This is a genomic window from Sinosporangium album (genome assembly GCF_900100605.1).
Lineage (GTDB): Bacteria > Actinomycetota > Actinomycetes > Streptosporangiales > Streptosporangiaceae > Sinosporangium > Sinosporangium album.
This window is the reverse complement of the sequence record NZ_FNCN01000007.1, coordinates 39374-60098: the sequence shown is the minus strand read 5'-3', so window position 1 is coordinate 60098 and position 20725 is coordinate 39374. Positions and strand designations below refer to the sequence as shown.

The window sequence follows — 20725 nt, the reverse complement described above, 5'->3', positions numbered from 1 at the left end:
CCCCGTCCGCTCCCGGCTCTCAGACGAGCAGAGAGTCGATGGCGACGGTCAGGAACAGCAGCGCGAGGTAGGCGTTGGACCAGTGGAAGAAGCGCATCGGGCGCAGTTCCAGGCCGCGCCTGCCGGCGTTGTGGCGCCGCAGCAGGCGGTGCGCCTCCCACAGGCAGACCGCGCCGAGCACCGCGGCGACGACCGGGTAGAGCAGGGTGGTGCCGGCCACAGGCCACAGCAGCAGCGAGCAGGCCACCGTGGCCCAGGTGTAGGCGATGCTCTCCAGGATGACCCGGCGCTCGGTGGCGACGACGGGCAGCATCGGCACCTTGGCCGCCGCGTAGTCCTCCTTGTAGCGCATCGCCAGGGTCCAGGTGTGGGGCGGGGTCCACAGGAACACGACGCCGAACAGCACCACGGGCGCCCAGTCGAGCCGCCCGGTGACGCCGGACCAGCCGATCAGCACCGGCATGCACCCGGCGATGCCCCCCCAGACGATGTTCTGGGCGGTGCGCCGCTTGAGCAGCATCGAATAGACCAGGACGTAGAACAGGATCGCGCCGAGGGACAGGGCAGCGGACACCCAGTTGACCGCAAGGCCGAGGCCAAGGGTCGACAGCACACCCAAAACTATGCCAAAGATCAACGCGCCGCGCGGGGAGACCTGATCGCGGGCGAGGGGGCGGCGCCGGGTGCGCCGCATCGTCGCGTCGATGTCGCGGTCCACGTAGCAGTTGAGGGCGTTGGCGCTGCCCGCGGACAGGGTGCCGAACACGAGCGTGGCGATGGAGGGCCACAGGGGCGGCAGGCCCTTGGCCGCGAGGAACATCACCGGCAGCGTCGTCGTGAGCAGCAGCTCGATGATCCGCGGCTTGGTCAGCGCGACGTATGCCTTGACGAGCCCGCCGATCGATCGGCGCTCCACCTGGGGACGCGTCGCGTGCGACGGCCCACCCGGGGCGGTCGATGGCTTGTTCGTGAGCACCGTCAAGGCACTTCCAGCACGTGCGGGGTCAACGCGTAACCTCTGAATTAGAGCGGATCCGTGAACGCCGTATCGAGCGGCCTTTGCGAAAATCACTTTAGTGGGGGCCAGGGCCGGTCCCGGCACGGGGGGCGCGGCGGTCGACGCCGTGTTCCAGGGTATGCCCTGCTCAACGCCATGGCCTCCCGGGCGCGGCGACCGCACCCGCGGGTAGGGCGCGGAGTGGGCGAGGGGCGGGCGAGGGGGCAGGATAAGCGCTGAGGGCCCTGCGGCGCCTGCCATGTCACGACACCGCTACCTGGGCCGTTCCGTTAGGGTCCGGTGTGGGCGGGAATCCCGCAGCGGTGCCCTCATCACGACCACCACAATCTAGATCCGGAGAGCGAGCAGTTGAGCAGCGAACTCGTGCCAGCCCTTGAGTGGAACGATCTCGATCGGCGGACGATCGACGTCATCAGGGCCTTGGCGATGGATGCGGTGGAGAACGCGGGATCGGGTCACCCCGGCACCGCGATGAGCCTGGCTCCCGCCGCCTACCTACTCTTCCAGCGCACCATGCGCCACGACCCCACCGACCCGACCTGGGCAGGTAGGGACCGTTTCGTCCTGTCGTGCGGCCACACCAGCCTGACGCTGTACATCCAGCTTTACCTGTCGGGCTACGGGCTGTCGCTCGATGACCTCAGGATGCTGCGCCAGTGGGACAGCCTCACACCCGGCCACCCGGAGCACGGCCACACGGCCGGCGTGGAGACGACCACGGGCCCGCTCGGGCAGGGCATCGGCAACGCCGTCGGCATGGCCATGGCGGCCCGCCGCGAGCGCGGCCTGTTCGACCCCGACGCCGCGCCCGGCAGCAGCCCCTTCGACCACCACATCTGGTGCTTCGCCTCCGACGGCGACATCGAGGAGGGCATCAGCCACGAGGTGTCGGCCCTCGCCGGCCACCAGAAGCTCGGCAACCTCACGCTCCTCTACGACGACAACCGCATCTCCATCGAGGACGACACGCGCATCGCGCTGTCGGAGGACGTGAGCGCGCGCTACAGGGCGTACGGCTGGCACGTGATCGAGGTCGACTGGACGCGCACCGGCGAGTACGTCGAGGACGTCGAGGCGCTGCACCAGGCCCTTGAGGCCTCCCGCGCCGAGACCGAGCGGCCGACCCTGGTCAAGCTGCGCACCATCATCGGCTGGCCCGCTCCCAACAAGCAGAACACCGGCAAGATCCACGGCTCGGCGCTCGGCCCCGACGAGGTGGCCGCCACCAAGCGCGTCATGGGCATGGACCCGGAGATCTCCTTCAACGTGCCCGAGGCCGTCCTGGAGCACGCGCGCCACGTGGTGGAGCGCAGCCGTACGGCACGGGCCGAGTGGGACAAGTCCTTCGAGAACTGGCGCCAGGCCAACCCCGGGCGCGCGGCCGAGTTCGACCGCATCAGCGCCCGTGCCCTGCCCGTAGGCTGGACATCGGCCCTGCCGGGCTTCGAGCCCGGCACCCAGGTCGCCACGCGCAAGGCGTCGGGCGACGTGCTGAGCGCGCTCGCGCCGGTGCTGCCCGAGCTGTGGGGCGGCTCGGCCGACCTGGCCGACTCCAACAACACGACGATGAAGGGCGAACCGTCCTTCATCCCCGAGGAGTTCCAGACCAAGGAGTTCCCCGGCAACCCCTACGGGCGCACGCTGCACTTCGGCGTCCGCGAGCACGGCATGGGGGCGATCCTCAACGGCATCGCGCTCCACGGCGGCACCCGGCCCTACGGCGGCACCTTCCTGGTGTTCTCCGACTACATGCGTCCCTCCGTACGGCTCGCGGCGCTGATGAAGCTGCCGGTGACCTACGTGTGGACGCACGACTCGATCGGCCTCGGCGAGGACGGCCCGACGCACCAGCCCGTGGAGCACCTGTGGTCTCTGCGCGCCATCCCCGGCCTGGACGTGGTGCGCCCGGCCGACGCCAACGAGACGGCGGCGGCCTGGCGCGTGGTGCTGGAGCACAACGACAGGCCGGCGGCGCTGGCGCTGACCCGGCAGAACGTCCCCACCTACGAGGGCACCGCCGACGCGGGCCGGGTGGCCCGGGGCGGCTACGTGCTGGAGGACGCCTCCACCGGCCAGCCGCGGGTCGTGATCATCGCGACCGGGTCGGAGGTCCAGCTCGCGGTGGGCGCCCGTGCCCTGCTGGAGGCCGAGGGCATCCCGACCCGGGTGGTGTCGATGCCGTGCGTCGAGTGGTTCCGCACGCAGGACGCCGCCTACCGGCAGACCGTCCTGCCGCCGTCCGTGCACGCGCGTGTCGCGGTGGAGGCGGGAATCGCCCTGGGATGGCGGGAGTTCGTTGGAGAACACGGGGAAGTGGTGAGCCTGGAGCACTTCGGTGCCTCTGCGCCCTACAGGACGCTGTTCGAGCAGTTCGGGCTCACCGCCGAGCGGGTGGCCGCCGCCGCCAAGGCGAGCCTTGCCCGGACCGGGGCGGACAAAGGCGAGACGACGGGGAACTGATCATGAGTGAGATCCTGAGAAGGCTTTCCGGCCACGGCGTGTCCCTGTGGCTGGACGACATCAGCCGCGAGCGGCTGCGCACGGGCAACCTGGCCGAGCTGGTCCGCGACAAGAGCGTGGTCGGGGTGACCTCGAACCCGACGATCTTCGCCAACGCGCTGCGGAAGGGCGACGCCTACGCAGCCCAGCTCCACGACCTGTCGGTCCGCGGGGTCGACGTGGGCGAGGCGGTCCGCCTGATCACGACGTTCGACATCCGCTGGGCCTGCGACGTGCTGCGCCCGGTCTACGACGCCACGGCCGGCGTGGACGGCCGCGTGTCGATCGAGGTCGACCCGCGGCTGGCCCGCGAGACCGACAAGACGATCGCCGAGGCCCGCGCCCTGTGGTGGATGGTCGACCGGCCGAACCTCTACATCAAGATCCCGGCGACGGTCGAGGGCCTTCCCGCGATCACCCGGGCGCTGGCCGATGGCATCAGCGTGAATGTGACCTTGATCTTCTCGCTGGAGCGATACCGTCAGGTCATGGACGCCTGGCTGACGGGCCTGGAGCAGGCCGCCGCGGCCGGTCACGACCTGGCCGCCATCTCCTCGGTGGCCTCGTTCTTCGTGAGCAGGGTCGACACCGAGATCGACAAGCGGCTCGACGCCGTCGGCACCGACGAGGCGCTGGCGCTGCGCGGCAAGGCGGCGATCGCCAACGCCCGTCTGGCCTTCGCCGCCTTCGAGGATGTCATGGCCTCGCCGCGCTGGCAGGCGCTGGCGGCGCGGGGCGCCCGTCCGCAGCGACCGCTGTGGGCCTCGACGGGCACCAAGAACAAGGACTACCCCGACACCCTCTACGTGGACGAGCTCGTCACCCCGGGCACCGTCAACACGCTTCCGGAGAAGACCCTGGAGGCCGCCGCCGACCACGCCCGCGTGGACGGCGACACGGTCCGCCCCTTCTACGAGAAGGCGTGGAACAACATGGCCGCCCTGAAGGAGGTCGGCATCGACTACGACGACGTCGTGACGGTGCTGGAGGACGAGGGGGTCGAGAAGTTCGAGGAGTCCTGGGTGGAACTGCTCGATACCGTCGAGGCGGAACTCAAGAAAGCCTGACAACATGGGGGTTTGACGGACATGTCGGTAACTTTCGGCGACGACGCGGTGGCTGAGAAGGCCGCCGAAGCCGCTCGCGAGCTCGCCGCCGAGGGGGTGCCGCAAGCCCTCGCGTCGGGGGACCCCACCCTGTGGGGTCCCCCGGCCGAAGCCGAGGCGGCCATCCGGCTCGGCTGGCTCAGCCTTCCCCTCACCAGCCGGGAGCTGATCCCCGAGATCACCAACCTGGTGGAGAAGGCGCAGGCCGAGCACCTGGACCACGTCGTCCTCGCGGGAATGGGGGGCTCCTCTCTCGCCCCCGAGGTCATCTGCGCGACGGCCGACGCGCCGCTGACGGTGCTCGACACCACCGACCCGGGGCAGGTCCTGCGGGCACTGCGCGACCGCCTCGACCGCACGATCCTGGTCGTCGCCAGCAAGAGCGGCGGCACGGTGGAGACCGACAGCCACCGGCGCGTCTACGAGCAGGCGTTCCGCGACGCCGGGATCGACCCGGCCGACCGCATCGTCGTGGTGACCGACCCGGATTCGCCGCTGGAGCAGCTCGCGATCGAGGCGGGCTACAACATCATCCTCGCCGACCCCAACGTCGGCGGGCGCTACAGCGCCCTGTCGGCGTTCGGGCTGGTACCGAGCGCGCTGGCGGGGGCCGACGTCGCGTCCCTGCTCGACGAGGCCGGCGCCGTACACCCGCTGCTCGCCGAGGACGAGGGCAACCCCGGCCTCGAACTGGGCACGGCTCTCGGCGCGGCGGCCCTGGCCGGGCGCGACAAGCTGGTCCTTGAGGACTCGCTGTCGGAGATCAACGGCCTGCCGGACTGGATCGAGCAGCTCATCGCCGAGTCCACGGGCAAGCAGGGCCGGGGCGTGCTCCCGGTGGTCGGGGCCGATCCGGGCGAGGCGCGCGACGAGCTCACCGCCGTCATCGGGCCCGGCGAGGGCGGCGTGCGCGTCGAGGGGCCGCTCGGGGCGCAGTTCCTCATCTGGGAATACGCCACGGCCGTCGCCGGGCGGATCCTCGGCATCGACCCCTTCGACCAGCCCAACGTGGCCGAGTCCAAGGCCAACACCACGCGCCTGCTGGAGAGCGCCGGCGAGGGCCCGCTGCCGGTCGGGGAACCGCTGCTGGTGGACGGCCCGGTCGAGGTGTACGGCGAGGTGCCCGGCCAGCCGAAGAACGTGGCGGCCGTGCTGACCGCGCTGCTCAGGCAGATCCCGGGCGACGGCTACCTGGCCGTCATGGCCTACCTGGACCGCCTGGCGGCCTTCGACGCGCCGGTGAGCGAGGAGGACTCCTTCGAGGAGATGGCCGACACGTGGGCCGCGGCCGACCCGGCGACGCTGCGGGCGCTGCTGGCGCTGCGCACCGACCGGCCGGTGACCTTCGGCTGGGGCCCCCGGTTCCTGCACTCCACCGGGCAGTACCACAAGGGCGGCCCCCAGAACGGCGTGTTCCTCCAGATCACCGGGGCCGTCACCGAGGACGTGCCGGTGCCCGGCAAGCCGTACACCCTGGGCAGGCTCCAGCTCGCCCAGGCTCTCGGCGATCTCGGCGCGCTGACCGGCCGCGCGCGGCCCGCGGTGCGCCTGCACCTGACCGACCGCGTGGCGGGTGTCGCCCACCTGCTGCACGCCGCGCGAGAGCTGTGAGCCCCATGAACCACGACAGACATGTGCCCGAGCAGGCGGAGCCGGCCGACGGGGGCGCGATCGCCCCCGACCGGCCGCGCGTCGCCGCACCGGCGGAGGAGGCGATCACGGTGGCCACCGCCGCCGCGGACGCCTCGACCACGATCGAGGCGCTGCTCGCCAACCCGCTGCGGGACCCGAGGGACAAGCGCCTCCCCCGTGTCGCGGGGCCGTGCGTGCTGGTGCTGTTCGGGGTCACGGGCGACCTGGCGCGGCGCAAGCTGCTGCCGGCGATCTACGACCTCGGCAACCGGGGGCTGCTGCCCCCGGGCTTCTCGCTGGTGGGATTCGCCCGGCGCGACTGGGCCAACCAGGACTTCGCGCAGGTCACCCATGACGCGATCAAGGAGAACGCGCGCACGCCGTTCCGGGAGGAGGTCTGGAAGCAGCTCGCCGAGGGCATCCACTTCGTTCCGGGCGAGTTCTCCGACGACGGCGCGTTCGACACGCTGGCCACGACGCTCGCCGAGATCGACGAGAAGCGCGGCACCGGCGGCAACTACGCCTTCTACCTGTCGGTCCCGCCGAAGTTCTTCCCGGTGGTGGTGAAGCAGCTCAAGCGCACCGGCCTCGCCAACCCGCCCGAGGGCGCCTGGCGGCGCGTCGTGATCGAGAAGCCGTTCGGGCACGACCTGGCGTCCGCCAAGGAGCTGAACGAGATCACCAGCGCGGTGTTCCCCGAGGAGTCGGTGTTCCGCATCGACCACTACCTCGGCAAAGAGACCGTGCAGAACATCATGGCGCTGCGGTTCGCCAACAACCTGTTCGAGCCGATCTGGAACCGCGGCTACGTCGACCACGTGCAGATCACGATGGCCGAGGACATCGGCATCGGGGGCCGAGCCGGCTACTACGACGGCATCGGCGCGGCCAGGGACGTGATCCAGAACCACCTGCTCCAGTTGCTGGCGCTGGTCGCCATGGAGGACCCCACCTCCTTCGACGCCGACGCGCTGCGCAGGGAGAAGGAGAAGGTCCTCAAGGCCGTACGGCTCCCGCACGACCTGGCCCTGTCCACCGCGCGCGGGCAGTACGCGGCGGGGTGGCAGGGCGGCGAGCCCGTGGTGGGCTATCTGGACGAGGACGGCATCCCCCTGGACTCGACGACCGAGACCTACGCGGCCGTCAAGCTGGAGATCGCCAACCGGCGCTGGGCGGGCGTGCCGTTCTACCTGCGCACCGGCAAGCGGCTCGGCCGGCGGGTCACCGAGGTCGCCGTGGTGTTCCAGCGGGCGCCGCACCTGCCGTTCAGCGAGGACGACACCGAGATCCTTGGGCAGAACGCCCTGGTGGTCCGGGTGCAGCCGGACGAGGGCATCACCGTGCGCTTCGGGTCGAAGGTGCCCGGCACGGCGATGGAGGTGCGTGACGTCTCGATGGACTTCGCCTACGGCGAGTCGTTCATGGAGTCCTCCCCCGAGGCCTACGAGCGGCTCCTGCTCGACGTGCTGATCGGCGACCCGCCGCTCTTCCCCCACCAGCGCGAGGTCGAACTGTCGTGGAAGATCCTCGACCCGATCGAGGACCACTGGTCGGCGCAGGGCCAACCGGAGGAGTACCCCTCCGGGAGCTGGGGCCCGGCGTCCTCCGACGAGATGATGGCCCGCGACGGCCGGGTCTGGAGGAGGCTCTGACATGACGAGTTTCACGATGAGCGGCACCAACGCCTCCAAGATCTCCGCCATGCTGACGCGGCTGCGGCACCAGATGGGCGCGCCCGCGGTCGGCATGGTGCTCACCCTGGTGGTGCCGTGCGACGAGCGCACGCAGTACGACGCGGTCCGCTCGGCGACCGACGCGGCGCGCGAGCACCCCTCGCGCATCCTGGTCGTGATCGAGCGGGAGGCCGGAGAGCCGGCCCGGCTCGACGCCGAGCTGCGCGTGGGCGAGGCCACGCCGGGCGAGCTGGTGATCTTAAGGCTGTACGGCGATCTCATCCGGCACGCCGAGTCCGTGGTGAGCCCGCTGCTCCTGCCCGACACGCCCGTCGTGGCGTGGTGGCCCGGAGGGTGCCCCGGCGTTCCCGCCGAGAACGCGCTCGGCCTGCTCGCCCAGCGCCGCATCACCGACGCCAGGGCCGCTCCCGACCCGATCGCCGCCATCGCCTCGCGGGCGGACGGCTACCTCGCCGGTGACACCGACCTCACCTGGACCAGGCTCACGCCGTGGCGCAGCCTGCTGGCCGCCGCCTTCGACCAGCCGGTGGGCCCGGTGTCGGCGGGCTCGGTGGAGGCCAAGTCGGGCAACCCGAGCGCCCCGCTGCTGGCCGCCTGGCTCTCGGACCGGCTCGACGCCCCGATCACCGTGGGTGATTCGCAGGGGCCCGGGCTCACCTGCGTACGGCTGGCGGTGCCCGGCGGCGAGCTGACCATCACCCGCACCGACGCGCGCCTGGCGACCCTGTCGAAGCCGGGCCAGCCCGACCGCCGGGTGGCCCTGGCCCGGCGGTCGACCGCCGAGCTCCTCTCCGAGGAACTGCGGCGGCTCGACCCCGACGAGATCTACGCGGCGACGATCCGCCGGCTGGCCCGCGATGGGAGTTCCGTATGAGTACCCCTCATGTCCTTGTCCACCGGGACCCCTCGGTGCTGGCCGACGCGGTCGCCGCGCGGCTGATTACCCGCCTGGTCGACGCGCAGTCGGCCAAGGGGCACGCCTCGGTGGTGCTGACCGGCGGAACGGTCGGCATCGCCGTACTCGCGGCCGTGGCCGCCACCGCGGCCCGCGACGCGATCGACTGGCGGCATCTCGACATCTGGTGGGGCGACGAGCGCTTCCTGCCGACCGGCGACCCGGAGCGCAACGAGACGGGCGCGCGCAAGGCCCTGCTCGACCACGTCGAGCTCGACCCGACCCGCGTGCACGTCATGATGGGGCCCGACTCGGGCCTGACCGCCGAGGAGTCGGCCGACTCCTACGCGCAGGAGCTGCGCGCCGCGGCCCGGCCCGAGGACCACGGCCCGGTGCCGTCCTTCGACGTCATGCTGCTCGGCATGGGACCGGACTCCCATGTGGCCTCGCTCTTCCCGGGCCGGCCCGCGCTCTACGACGAGCGCACGGCCGTCGCGGTGCACGGCTCGCCGAAGCCGCCGCCGACCCGGATCTCGATGACGCTGCAGTCGATCCGGTCCGCAGCCGAGGTGTGGGTGGTCGCGGCCGGCGGGGAGAAGGCCGGCGCCGTACGGCTGGCGCTGTCGGAGGCCGGACCGGTGCAGGTGCCGGCGGCGGGGGCGCGGGGACGCCGGCGCACGCTGTTCCTGCTGGACCGCGCGGCCGCGGCGAACCTCCCGCCCGGTCTGGAGCGCGTCGCCTCCCCCTGAGCGGGGTCCCACCGCTCCGGGGCCGCCCGCGTGCGCCCCGGAGCGCCTAGCCCTCTGCGGCGACCTGGTCGATCTCGGCGATCAGGGCCTTGCGCTCCTGCTCGTCGAGGGAGGAGGCGCGCACGGCGTTGCGGGCGAGTTCGGCGAGCTGCTCGCGGCCGAGGCCGAAGGTGTCGGCCACGACCTTGTACTCCTTGGTCAGGTTCGTGGCGAACATCGGTGGGTCGTCGGTGTTGATGGTGACGAACAGGCCCTCCTCCAGCAGCCTGGGCAGCGGGTGCGCGGCGATGTCCGGCACCTGCTGGGTGCACACGTTGGAGGTGGGGCACACCTCCAACGGGATCTGCGTCTCACGGAGGTGCGCCACCAGGCGGGGATCGCCGAGGCAGCGGATGCCGTGCCCGACGCGTTCGGCGCCCAGGTGCTCCACGACCTCCCAGATCGTCTCGGGGCCGCTCATCTCCCCTGCGTGGGGCAGGCTGCGCAGTCCCGCCGCGCGGGCCGCGCGGAACGCGTCGCGGATCTCGTCGCGCAGCGGCGCCCTTTTCTGCTCGGTGCCCGCGAGGCCGAAGCCCACGAGGTTCGCGGGCGGCTCCTGGAGCGCGTGGTCCAGGGTGCCGCGCACCGCCTCGATCCCGAAGTCGGGGGCGATGTCGAAGATGTAGTTCACCCGCAGCCCGTGCTCGTGTTCGGCGCGGGCGGCGGCGATGTCGAGCGCCTCGGTGATCTCCCGCATCGGCATGCCCACGCGCTGGTGGGAGGCGGCGGTCACGGTGATCTCGACATAGCGGGCGTTCTGGACGGCCAGGTCCGCCGCCGCGCCGTCGACCAGCGTCGCCACGTCCTCGGGTTCCCGCACGAGGCTGTTGACGGCCTCGTAGACCTCGGCAAAGTGAGGGAAGTCGCGGAAGGTGTAGAAGGAGCGGAGCTCCTCCTCGTGGCTGGGGACACGGCTGCCGGGGTGCCGCCGGGAGAGCTCCAGCACCGTCGGCACGGAGGCGGAGCCGACGAGGTGCAGGTGGAGTTCGGCCTTCGGGAGTGCCGCGATGAAGGCGTCGATCGTCGTCATGCGCCGACCTTAGGGCGATTTATCAGGACTCCGTATGTCCAGACGGCGAACCTCACATAAGGCTGTCAACTTTCTGGGACTCCGCGGTGAGGCCGGTGAGGACCTCCACGAGGCCGCGTTCACCGTCCACGCGCACCCGGTCGCCGGTGCGCAGCCGCGCGGTGGCGTTCCCGCATCCCACAACGGCCGGGATGCCGAGTTCGCGGGCGACGATCGCTGCGTGCGACAGCGGGGCGCCGATATCGGTCACCACCGCGGCGGCACGCGGGAAGAGCGGGGTCCAGCCGATGTTGGTCACGACCGTGACCAGGACCTCCCCCGCCTGGAGGGCCCGCCCCTCCTCGGGGGACGCGACGACTCTGGCGAGGCCCTCCACGACACCCGCGGCTCCGGGGAAGCCGGAGATCTCGTCCTTGGGCGGGACCCGGGCGTCCTCGTCCCACACGTCCGTACGGCGGGCCGGGTCAGCGGCCCAGCGGAAGGGGTCGAAATGACCGCGGATCAGGACGGGATAGACGGGAAGGGCGCGGAAGCGCTCGAAGACCTCCCGGCGTACCGCGATCCGCTCCTCCGCCGTTCTGTCCCCGTCGAGTCCGTCGAGTCCGTCGAGTCTGGCGAGGATCTCGTCCAGGTTCAGGAAGAACACGTCGCCCGGCCGCTCCCAGGGGCCGGTGCCGAGACCGGTCAGCTCGCCCGCGCGCACGACGAAGGCCCGCAGCACCCAGAACATGCGGACGAGCTCCGAGCGCGTCGCCTCCCTGGCGCGGGCCACCCGCGCCCAGCGCTCCACCTTGCGCCGCACGCGTACGGCCAGGCGCGGGTCGGCCGACACCAGCCTCCGCCACGCCGCCGCCCGCTCCCGCCGGCGCTCGCCCAGCAGGTCGTCGGCCGCCGCGCCGCCGTCGAGGACGGCGAGCTGCCTGTCGATCCAGTCGGGGTCCTCGGCGGGACGCGGCTGCGACACCTCGAACTCGTTGGGTGCGCGGTGGCCGTACAGACCCACATAGTCGTCGCGGCCGAGCCGTCCCTTGGCCACCTCCGTGAGGCCGACCACCGGACCGAGGCTGGCGAGCCCTGCGGCGTCCCCCTGGTAGCCGCTGAGCAGCAGGGCGGCGTCCGCCTCGCCCACCAGCTCGCGCACTGTGTGCGGGACGCTCATCAACGTCTGCCCGCCGCTGCGGGCACCGGCCTCCAGCATCTGGCAACTCATCCTGAAACGCCCGGCGAGCTCGCGCCGCCAGAGGGCGGCCAGCTCCGCCGGATCCTCGATCGCCGCGATGCGCTCACGCAGGGAGCGGCACAGGGCGGGATGCGCGGCGAGGTAGCCGGGCATTCGCGCCAGATTCGTCCGGATCCGCCTGATCATGCGGACCGCCGTCGGCACGAGATCCCGGATGACCTGCCACCGGGAGACCGGCAGCAGAGGGACGGAGAGCCCCGCGGGCAGCGTGCCGAAGACCAGGTCGGCCCGGGCGGGCATCCCCGCCGAGCCGAGGGCTTCGGCCGCCGAACTGGAGAAGCTCAGGTTCAGGTAGAAGCGTCCGCCGATGACGCCGCAGAGCGGATGCCCCCGGAGCTGCGACGTCGCCATGGTGTCCCCGATGAACGACCGGACCAGGGACCACGTGCAGGGGGTCATCACCTCCGGGAGCGCCTCACCCAGGTTCGTGCTCGTCCACAGGTAGAAGCCGCGCAGGCTGTCGTTCCACTCGGCGGCCTCCTTCGCCACCCGGGCGTACCGCGTCCCGGTGACGGGACGCGCCTGGACGACGGAGAGTTCGCCGCCCGACCTGACCCACTCGACGTCCACGGCCGTGCCGTACAGCTCGTCGATCCGCGTGCCGAGGGCGGCGAGGGCGACCGCCTGGCCGGCGGTGAGGACGGGGCGGGAGCGGAGCCCGTCGGGAACGGGCACCTCACGGGTGCCCTCGGGGCCCGCGACGGTCATGACCTCCTTGACGGCGACCGACTGCGACACGACCCTGCCCGCCGCCGCGTCGACGACGGCGGTGTCCGGGGTGACGTGCCCGCCCACCAGAGCCTCCCCGAGCCCCCACGCGGCGTTGACCACGACCCGGCCGCGCTCCCCCGTCAGCGGGTCGGCGGTGAACAGCACCCCGGCGGCCTCGGCGTCGACCAGCTCCTGCACGACGACCGCCAGCGCGGGCTCCTCCCGGCCGGCGCCGCGCCCGGCCCGGTAGCCGATCGCCCGCGCGTTCCACAGCGACGCCCAGCAGCGCCTCACCGCGTCGAGCAGCGCCTCGTCGCCCCGGACGCCGAGGTAGCTGTCCTGCTGACCCGCCGACGACATGCCCGGGAGGTCCTCGGTGGTCGCCGAGGAGCGTACGGCGACGGCCGGGCGGCCCAGCTCCGCATACGCGGCGAGCACCGCCTCGGCGACCTCGCCGGGCGGCTCGCGGTCCGCGAACAGCGCCCTGATCGCGCGTTCGGCCCGCTCGCACTCCTGCGGACCGGCGGCCCCCGCCGCGGCGGCGGCGATCTCCTCCCCCAGGCCGTGGTGGTCGACGAACGCGCGGTAGGCGGAGGTCGTGATGTGGAAACCGTTCGGCACGGGCAGCTCCGCGGCGGCGAGCCGGGCGAGGGAGGCGCCCTTCCCCCCGGCGACCGCCACCTCGGCGCGTGGATCGCCGAGGTCGAGCACGAAGTCGCTCATGGGAGCTCACCGCTTCTCAAGCCGAAGGTGGAGGCACACGCCCTGTAGCTACGTTCACAAATACGATAAATCAGTAAATCTTGTGAATACCAGGGGTTCCAGGAGAACCCGGACACCAGCACCTGAGGGGTCGCGCGGAAACGTGAAGGATTGTGCGAATTCCGTGGCGAGGTACGGTCCAATGGACGGATATAGCAGGATGTAGGGCCATGAGTGTGCGTGTTCCGCTGTCCGATGGATTCGTGAACGGTGATGTCTCCTTTTGGTACCGCAGCGAGGGCGTGCCCCGCCCCGGCGCTCCCCTCGACGGCGACCGAGAGGCCGACGTCGCGATCATCGGAGCCGGCTATACCGGCCTGTGGACCGCGTACTACCTCGCCAAAGCCCGCCCCGACCTGCGGATCACCGTGCTGGAGCGGGAGTTCGCGGGATACGGCGCCTCCGGCCGCAACGGCGGCTGGCTCACCGGCGAACTCGCCGGCACCCCCGAGCGCTTCGCCAGGACCCACGGACCACTCGCCGCCCGCACACTCCAGCGCACCGTGTTCGCCGCCGTCGACGAGGTGATCGAGGTCGCCCGGGCCGAGGGCATCGACGCCGACATCGTCAAGAGCGGCATGATCCAGGTCGCCACCAACGCCGCCCAGGAGACCCGGCTGCGCGCCCTGCTCGCCCACGAACGCGCATGGGGGTGGACCAGCGACGACGTGCGCCTGCTGTCACCCTCCGAACGCGAGGAGCGGATCCGCGTCGCCGGGGCGGTCGGCGCGCTCTACAGCCCGCACTGCGCGCGCATCCAGCCGGTCAAGCTGGTGCGCGGACTGCTGCGCGCCGTACGCGGCCTCGGGGTCGACGTCTTCGAACGCACCCCCGTCACCGAGATCGCCCCGCGCAGGGCCGTCACCGCGCGCGGGACCGTCACCGCCCGCTACGTCATCCGCGCCACCGAGGGCTTCACCGCCGACCTCAAGCAATACCACCGGTCGTGGCTGCCGATGAACAGCTCCATGATCGTGACCGAGCCGCTGAGCGGCGCGGTCTGGGAAACGATCGGCTGGGACGGCGCGGAACTGCTCGGCGACCTCGCGCACTACTACATGTACGCGCAGCGCACCGCCGACGGCCGCATCGCCTTCGGCGGGCGCGGCAAACCCTACCTGTACGGCTCGCGCGTCGACGACCGGGGGCACACGCACACGTGGACAGTCAGCGCCCTGTGGGAGCTGCTGACCGGGATGTTCCCCGCCGTGGCCGAGCACAAGGTGGACCACGCCTGGTCGGGCGTGCTGGGCGTGCCGCGCGACTGGTGCTCCACCGTGCACGTGGACCACGCCTCCGGCATCGGCTGGGCCGGAGGGTACACCGGGCACGGGGTCGCGACGGCCAACCTGGCGGGCCGTACGCTGCGGGACCTGATCCTCGGGGAGGACACCGAGCTGACGGCGCTCCCGTGGGTCGGGCGCCGCATGCGCAACTGGGAGCCCGAGCCGCTGCGCTTCCTCGGGGTGCACGCCATGTACCGCCTGTACCGCCTGGCCGACGCCCGCGAGAACGCGGGGCTGCGCCGTACGTCCGCCCTGGCCCGCGTCGCCGACACGATCACTGGTAGGTAAGGATCCATGACCGATCTTCTCTTCCGCGGCGGAACCGTGTTCACGGCCACGGGGACGCCGGACACAGCGCTCGCCGAGGCGGTGCTGGTGCGCGACGGCGTGATCGCCGCCGTGGGCGCGGCCGACGACGTCACCCGCCTCGCGGCGCCCGGCCACGACGTCGTCGACCTCGGCGGAGCCCTGCTCACCCCCGGCTTCACCGACTCGCACATGCACCCCGTCCAGGCCGGGCTCGAACGCGCCAAATGCGAGCTGTCCGAGATATACGGCCTGCCCGCCTACCTCGACGCCATCGCCGCCTACGCCGCCGCGAACCCCGGCAAGGAGTGGATCGACGGGGGCGGATGGGACATGACCGCGTTCCCCGGAGGACTGCCCCACCGCAGCCGGCTGGACTTCCTGGACCGGCCCGCCTACCTGATCCAGCGTGACCACCACGCGGCCTGGGTCAACACCCGCGCGCTGGAACGGGCCGGCATCACCGCCGCCACCCCCGACCCGCCGGACGGGCGCATCGAACGCGACCCCGACGGCACCCCGAGCGGCGTCCTGCACGAAGGCGCGATGGACCTCGTCGGCCTGCTCACCCCCCGCCCCACCGCGGCCGACCTCGACACCGCGCTGATGGACGCCCAGACCTATCTGTTCTCCCGCGGCATCACCGGCTGGCAGGACGCCATCGTGGGATCGTACGCGGGCTCGGACGACCAACTGCCCACCTACCTGTCGGTGGCCGCGAGCGGGCGGCTCCAGGCCCGCGTGGTGGGCGCCCTGTGGTGGGACCGCGCCAGAGGCTCCGAGCAGATCGGCGAACTGCTGGAGCGCCGCACCTCCGCCGAGGGCCTGGAGCGCTTCTCCGCGACCTCCGTCAAGATCATGCAGGACGGCATCGCCGAGAACTTCACCGCCGCCGTCATCGAGCCCTACTGCCGCTGCGGCGGCCACGGGCTGTCCTACGTCGACCCCGAGGCGCTCAAGGGCTACGTCGCCGAACTCGACCGGCACGGCTTCCAGGTGCACTTCCACGCCATCGGGGAACGCGCGGTCCGCGAGGCTCTCGACAGCTTCGAAGGGACCGCCCCGGCGAACCGGCACCACATCGCCCACCTGCAGATCATCGAACCGTCGGACCTGCCGCGTTTCGCCGCGCTCGGCGTGACCGCCAACCTCCAGCCGCTGTGGGCCACCCACCACGCCCAGATGGACGAGCTGACCATCCCGTTCCTGGGCGAGGAGCGCTCCGGCTGGCAGTACCCCTTCGCCGAGCTCGTCCGCCTCGGCACACGGCTGTGCGCGGGCAGCGACTGGCCGGTGTCCAACGCCGACCCGCTCGCGGGCATGCACGTCGCGGTCAACCGCACCGAACCGGGCGACTCCCACCACGCCGGCTATCCGACGGCCCGGACACCGTTCCTGCCCGGGCAGCGGGTGGACCTCGCCACCGCGCTCACCGCCTACACGGCGGGGTCGGCCTGGATCAACCGGTCGCCCGCGGGCGCCATCGAGGCCGGCCGCCCCGCTGACCTGGTCGTCCTCGACCGCGACCCGTTCACGCTGCCGCCCGAGGAGATCTGGACCACCCGCGTGGCCATGACCTTCCTCGACGGGCAGTGCGTGTATTCGGCGTGAGCGCGCCCCGCGGGCCCCGCGCCAGGAGCCGGCGGTCCGATGCCGCCCCGGCCGGGTGCCGGCCGCGCCGCACGGGCCCCGGCGTCGCGGGCCCGTGCCGTACAAGATCTTGTTCGTCGTGCTTCACGCACGACCTTCACGCACGACAAAGCCCCCGAGTGGCGGAGAACCGGCACCGGGGGCTTCGACCTGTCAGCGCGGGTCGCTCCAGGTCGTGAAAGACGCGTCGCCTACCAGGGCGAACGGTTGGCGCGCAGGCGCTCCAGCGCCTCGGCGAGGATCGCCTGGCCGTCCTTGTCGCTGCGACGCTCCTTCACATAGGCGAGGTGCGTCTTGTAGGGCTCGTTGCGCGGAGGCGCGGGCGGGTTGTGCTGGTCCTGGCCGGCCGGAAGCCCGCAGCGGGGGCAGTCCCACAGCTCGGGGATGGCCGCGTCGCTGGCGAAACTCGGGTGGGTCTCGTGCAGGTTGGCGCACCAGAACGGGACCCGGACCCTCGGAGCTGCCTCGCCACGCTCGGCCTCGCCCATCGGGCCGGCACCCACACGGCTGCCACGGATCGCGTTGCCACTACCCACGGATTAACTCCTCGCTCGTTCGCCCCGCATGACACGGGGGGAGAATCACTGTCACGCCTCGACGCCCCTCAGGGCTTCAGCAGCAGGCCCAGTGCGATGATGCAGACGAACCAGACCACGCCCGTGATCACGGTGAGCCGGTCAAGGTTGCGCTCGACCACCGAGGACCCGCCGAAGGACGAGGTGAAGCCACCACCGAACAGATCCGACAGGCCGCCGCCCTTGCCCTTGTGGAGAAGCACGAGCAGCACCATGAGGAGGCTCGACAGCATGAGGGCGATGGAGATTCCGATAATCACCGTAGACCTGATTCCTAGTTCGCGCTGACCCGCGTCCGGGAGCGACACCTGCACGACGTCGTCGGCGAGACGATTCAAACCTGCTCTAAGAGGGTACGGCCTGATGTCAAGCCGCACCCTCCAATCTACTCAGTCAGCCAGACTTTTCACTAAAACGGCAGATCTTCACGAACTCCCCCGGGTCGAGGCTGGCGCCGCCGACGAGAGCGCCGTCGACATCGGGTTGGGCCATGATGCCGGAGATGTTGTCAGACTTGACCGAGCCACCGTAAAGGATACGGACGGCGGCGGCCACTTCGGCGTCATAGAGCTCGGCGAGTCGCGTACGCAGCGCCGCGCAGACCTCCTGCGCGTCGGCCGGCGTCGCCACCTCACCGGTGCCGATCGCCCACACCGGCTCGTAGGCGAGCACGATGGAGGCCGCCTGCTCGGCGGTCACCTTGTTCAAGGCGCCGTCGAGCTGCGACACCGTGTAGGCGACCTGGCCGCCCGCCTGGCGCACCGCGAGCCCCTCACCCACGCACAGGATCGGCGTGAGCGAGTGGCGGTAGGCCGCCAGCACCTTGGCGTTGACGACCTGGTCGTCCTCGTCGTGGTACTCCCGGCGCTCCGAGTGCCCGACCGCCACGTAGGTGCAGCCCAGCTTGGCCAGCATCGCCCCGGAGATCTCCCCCGTGTAGGCACCGCCGTCATGCTGCGACAGGTCCTGCGCTCCGTAGACGATCCGGAGCTTGTCGCCGTCGATCAGCGTCTGCACACTGCGCAGGTCGGTGTACGGCGGAAGCACCGCGACCTCGACCTTGTCGAAGTCCTTGTCGTTGAGCGCGAAGGCCAGCTTCTGAACGGTCGCGATGGCCTCAAGGTGGTTGAGGTTCATCTTCCAGTTGCCGGCGATGAGCGGCTTGCGGCTCATGGTGCTCAGCCCTCCAACGCTGCGAGTCCGGGCAGGGTCTTGCCCTCAAGGTATTCCAAACTGGCCCCTCCACCGGTGGAAATGTGGGAGAAGCCGTCCTCGGGGAGCCCGAGCCTGCGCACGGCCGCGGCCGAATCGCCGCCGCCGACCACCGTGAACGCCCCGCTCTTGACCAACGCCTCGGCCACCGCGCGGGTTCCCCCGGCGAAGGCCTCGAACTCGAACACGCCCATCGGGCCGTTCCAGAACACCGTGCGCGCGTCCGCGATCTTCTCCGCGAACAGCTCCCGCGTCCGCGGCCCGATGTCGAGCCCCTGGCGGTCGGCCGGAATCGAGGTCGCGTCGACCACGTCGAACGCGGCATCGGAGGCGAAGCCCTCGGCGGCGAGCACGTCGACCGGCAGCACCAGCTCCACACCGCGCTTCTCGGCCTCGGCGAGGAACCCGCGCACCGTGTCGAGCTGGTCGGCCTGCAGCAGTGAACCGCCCACCTCGTGCCCCTGGGCGGCGAGGAAGGTGTAGGCCATCCCGCCGCCGACGAGCAGCCGGTCGACCTTGCCCAGCAGGTTGGCGATGACGCCGAGCTTGTCGGACACCTTCGCCCCGCCCAGCACCACGGCGTAGGGCCGCTCAAGCTCGTCGGTGAGGCGCTTGAGCACCTCGACCTCGGCCAGCACCAGGCCGCCGGCCGCGCTCGGGAGGAGCCTCGGCACGTCGTAGACACTGGCGTGCCTGCGGTGCACCGCGCCGAACCCGTCGCCCACGTAGAGCTCGGCCAGCGCCGCGAGGCGCTCGGCGAAGCCGCCGCGCACGGCGTCGTCCTTGGAGTCCTCACCCGGCTCGAAGCGGAGGTTCTCCAGCAGGGCCACCTGCCCGTCGGCCAGGCCCTCGACCACGCTCCGGGCCGACTCGCCCACGACGTCGGAGGCGAACGCCACCTGCTCGCCCAGCAGCTCGGAGAGCCGCTCGGCCACCGGGGCCAGCGAGAACTCCGCCGCCACCTTGCCCTTGGGGCGGCCCAGGTGAGCGCAGACCACCACCCGCGCGCCGCGCCCGGCGAGCGTCTTGATCGTCGGAAGGGATGCCCGGATGCGGCCGTCGTCGGTGATCGTCCCCCCGTCGAGGGGCACGTTGAGGTCGGCGCGCACGAGCACGCGCCGACCCTTCACGTCGAACGAGTCGATGGTCTTCATCAGAGCTGGGAACCCACCATCACGCTGATGTCCACGAGACGGTTGGAGTAGCCCCACTCGTTGTCGTACCAGCCGATGACCTTCACCTGGTTGCCGATCACCTTGGTGAGCCCGGCGTCGAAGATGCAGGAGGCCGGGTCGGTGACGATGTCGGCGGAGACGATCTCGTCCTCGGTGTAGGTCAGCACGCCCTTGAGCGGGCCGTTCGCCGCCGACTTCAGCGCGGCGTTGACCTCCTCGACCGTGGTCTCACGGCCGACCTCGACGGTCAGGTCGGTCGCCGAACCCGTCGGGATCGGCACGCGCAGCGCGAACCCGTCGAGCTTGCCCTTCAGGTCGGGCAGGACCAGGCCGATCGCCTTGGCGGCGCCGGTCGAGGTCGGCACGATGTTGAGCGCGGCGGCGCGGGCGCGGCGCAGGTCCTTGTGCGGGGCGTCCTGGAGGTTCTGGTCCTGCGTGTAGGCGTGGACCGTCGTCATCAGGCCCTTCTGGATGCCGAAGGTGTCGTGGAGCACCTTCGCCATCGGGGCCAGGCAGTTGGTCGTGCAGGACGCGTTGGAGATGATCGTGTGGTTCGCCGGGTCGTAGAGCTCGTGGTTGACCCCCATCACGATGGTGATGTCCTCGCCCTTGGCAGGCGCGGAGATGATCACCTTCTTGGCGCCGTTGTCGGCGTGCACCCGCGCCTTGGCGGCGTCGGTGAACAGACCGGTGGACTCGATCACCACGTCCACGCCGAGGTCGCCCCACGGCAGCTTGGCGGGGTCGCGCTCGGCGAACGCCTTGATGGCCTTGCCGTCCACGATGATCTCGTCCTCGGTGGCCTTCACCTCGTAGGGCAGGCGGCCGAGGATGCTGTCGTATTTGAGCAGGTGGGCGAGCGTGGCATTGTCGGTCAGGTCGTTGACGGCAACGATCTCGATGTCCTTGCCGCTGGCTGCCACCGCACGCCAGAAGTTGCGGCCGATGCGGCCGAAGCCGTTGACGCCTACGCGGATGCTCACTGCAAGATCTCCTCGTCGAAAGTGCCGACCCAGGTCGGCGACGTGGCGGGTTGAAACCTCAATGATGAACCTTATCGGACCCAAATTGGTTTAGACCACGCGGTGGCTCGCATGCGAATCCCCCGATCCGGGAGCATCTTTCGCCCGATTCACCACGTCGGCA

Annotated in this window: 16 protein-coding genes; 8 read left to right on the top strand and 8 right to left on the bottom strand. The window is 71.3% G+C overall.

The annotated features are described in order from the left end of the window. Positions 1-19 precede the first annotated feature (19 nt). Positions 20-982: a heme o synthase gene (locus tag BLQ73_RS09270; RefSeq protein ID WP_093169978.1), complete on the bottom strand. Its 963-nt coding sequence runs from the start codon at positions 980-982 to the stop codon at positions 20-22. 462 nt (positions 983-1444) lie between these two features. Here BLQ73_RS09270 and tkt point away from each other — a divergent pair, with 462 nt between their 5' ends. From tkt to pgl, 6 genes are read left to right on the top strand one after another with little or no spacing between them, the layout of a single operon-like run. Further along, the gene (tkt, locus tag BLQ73_RS09265; RefSeq protein ID WP_245690956.1) at positions 1445-3478 is read left to right on the top strand and encodes a transketolase; all 2034 of its coding nucleotides are present in this window, start codon (positions 1445-1447) and stop codon (positions 3476-3478) included. A gap of 2 nt (positions 3479-3480) precedes the next feature. Then, a complete protein-coding gene (gene tal, locus BLQ73_RS09260; protein ID WP_093169976.1) occupies positions 3481-4584 on the top strand; it encodes a transaldolase in 1104 nt (367 codons plus the stop codon). Positions 4585-4605: 21 nt separating this feature from the next. After that, positions 4606-6234: a glucose-6-phosphate isomerase gene (locus BLQ73_RS09255; RefSeq protein WP_093169975.1), complete on the top strand. Its 1629-nt coding sequence runs from the start codon at positions 4606-4608 to the stop codon at positions 6232-6234. A 5-nt stretch (positions 6235-6239) separates the two neighbouring features. Beyond that, entirely contained in the window at positions 6240-7907 is a 1668-nt protein-coding gene (zwf, locus tag BLQ73_RS09250; RefSeq protein ID WP_093169974.1) for a glucose-6-phosphate dehydrogenase, read from the top strand. A 1-nt stretch (position 7908) separates the two neighbouring features. Continuing rightward, positions 7909-8823, top strand: a complete 915-nt coding sequence (locus tag BLQ73_RS09245; RefSeq protein ID WP_093169973.1) for a glucose-6-phosphate dehydrogenase assembly protein OpcA — start codon at positions 7909-7911, stop codon at positions 8821-8823. Continuing rightward, positions 8820-9593, top strand: a complete 774-nt coding sequence (pgl, locus tag BLQ73_RS09240; protein WP_093169972.1) for a 6-phosphogluconolactonase — start codon at positions 8820-8822, stop codon at positions 9591-9593. Before BLQ73_RS09245 ends, pgl begins: the two co-directional genes overlap by 4 nt. A gap of 46 nt (positions 9594-9639) precedes the next feature. Here the strand turns inward: pgl and add are convergent, their stop codons facing one another. Both add and BLQ73_RS09230 read right to left on the bottom strand, forming a co-directional pair. Next, a complete protein-coding gene (gene add / locus BLQ73_RS09235; RefSeq protein ID WP_093169971.1) occupies positions 9640-10662 on the bottom strand; it encodes an adenosine deaminase in 1023 nt (340 codons plus the stop codon). A 52-nt stretch (positions 10663-10714) separates the two neighbouring features. Then, complete coding sequence (locus tag BLQ73_RS09230) at positions 10715-13336, bottom strand: PEP/pyruvate-binding domain-containing protein (RefSeq protein ID WP_093169970.1); 2622 nt, start codon at positions 13334-13336, stop codon at positions 10715-10717. A 209-nt stretch (positions 13337-13545) separates the two neighbouring features. On the opposite strand from BLQ73_RS09230, the gene BLQ73_RS09225 reads away from it, so the two are divergent. Together BLQ73_RS09225 and BLQ73_RS09220 are read left to right on the top strand one after the other, a co-directional pair. After that, complete coding sequence (locus BLQ73_RS09225; RefSeq protein ID WP_093169969.1) at positions 13546-14949, top strand: NAD(P)/FAD-dependent oxidoreductase; 1404 nt, start codon at positions 13546-13548, stop codon at positions 14947-14949. A 6-nt stretch (positions 14950-14955) separates the two neighbouring features. Further along, positions 14956-16578 (top strand): amidohydrolase, encoded by a 1623-nt coding sequence (locus BLQ73_RS09220; protein ID WP_093169968.1) that lies wholly within the window; start codon positions 14956-14958, stop codon positions 16576-16578. Positions 16579-16808: 230 nt separating this feature from the next. Here the strand turns inward: BLQ73_RS09220 and BLQ73_RS09215 are convergent, their stop codons facing one another. The 5 genes from BLQ73_RS09215 to gap form a co-directional block, all read right to left on the bottom strand. Next, positions 16809-17153, bottom strand: coding sequence for an RNA polymerase-binding protein RbpA (locus BLQ73_RS09215; protein WP_093169967.1), 345 nt, complete (start codon positions 17151-17153; stop codon positions 16809-16811). Between the two features lie 68 nt (positions 17154-17221). Next, positions 17222-17452: a preprotein translocase subunit SecG gene (gene secG, locus BLQ73_RS09210; protein WP_093169966.1), complete on the bottom strand. Its 231-nt coding sequence runs from the start codon at positions 17450-17452 to the stop codon at positions 17222-17224. A 133-nt stretch (positions 17453-17585) separates the two neighbouring features. Next, positions 17586-18365: a triose-phosphate isomerase gene (gene tpiA / locus BLQ73_RS09205; RefSeq protein ID WP_093169965.1), complete on the bottom strand. Its 780-nt coding sequence runs from the start codon at positions 18363-18365 to the stop codon at positions 17586-17588. A gap of 5 nt (positions 18366-18370) precedes the next feature. Further along, positions 18371-19558, bottom strand: coding sequence for a phosphoglycerate kinase (locus tag BLQ73_RS09200; protein ID WP_093169964.1), 1188 nt, complete (start codon positions 19556-19558; stop codon positions 18371-18373). Then, a complete protein-coding gene (gene gap, locus BLQ73_RS09195; protein ID WP_093169963.1) occupies positions 19558-20562 on the bottom strand; it encodes a type I glyceraldehyde-3-phosphate dehydrogenase in 1005 nt (334 codons plus the stop codon). The genes BLQ73_RS09200 and gap overlap by 1 nt, the downstream gene beginning before the upstream one ends. Between the last annotated feature and the right edge of the window lie 163 nt (positions 20563-20725).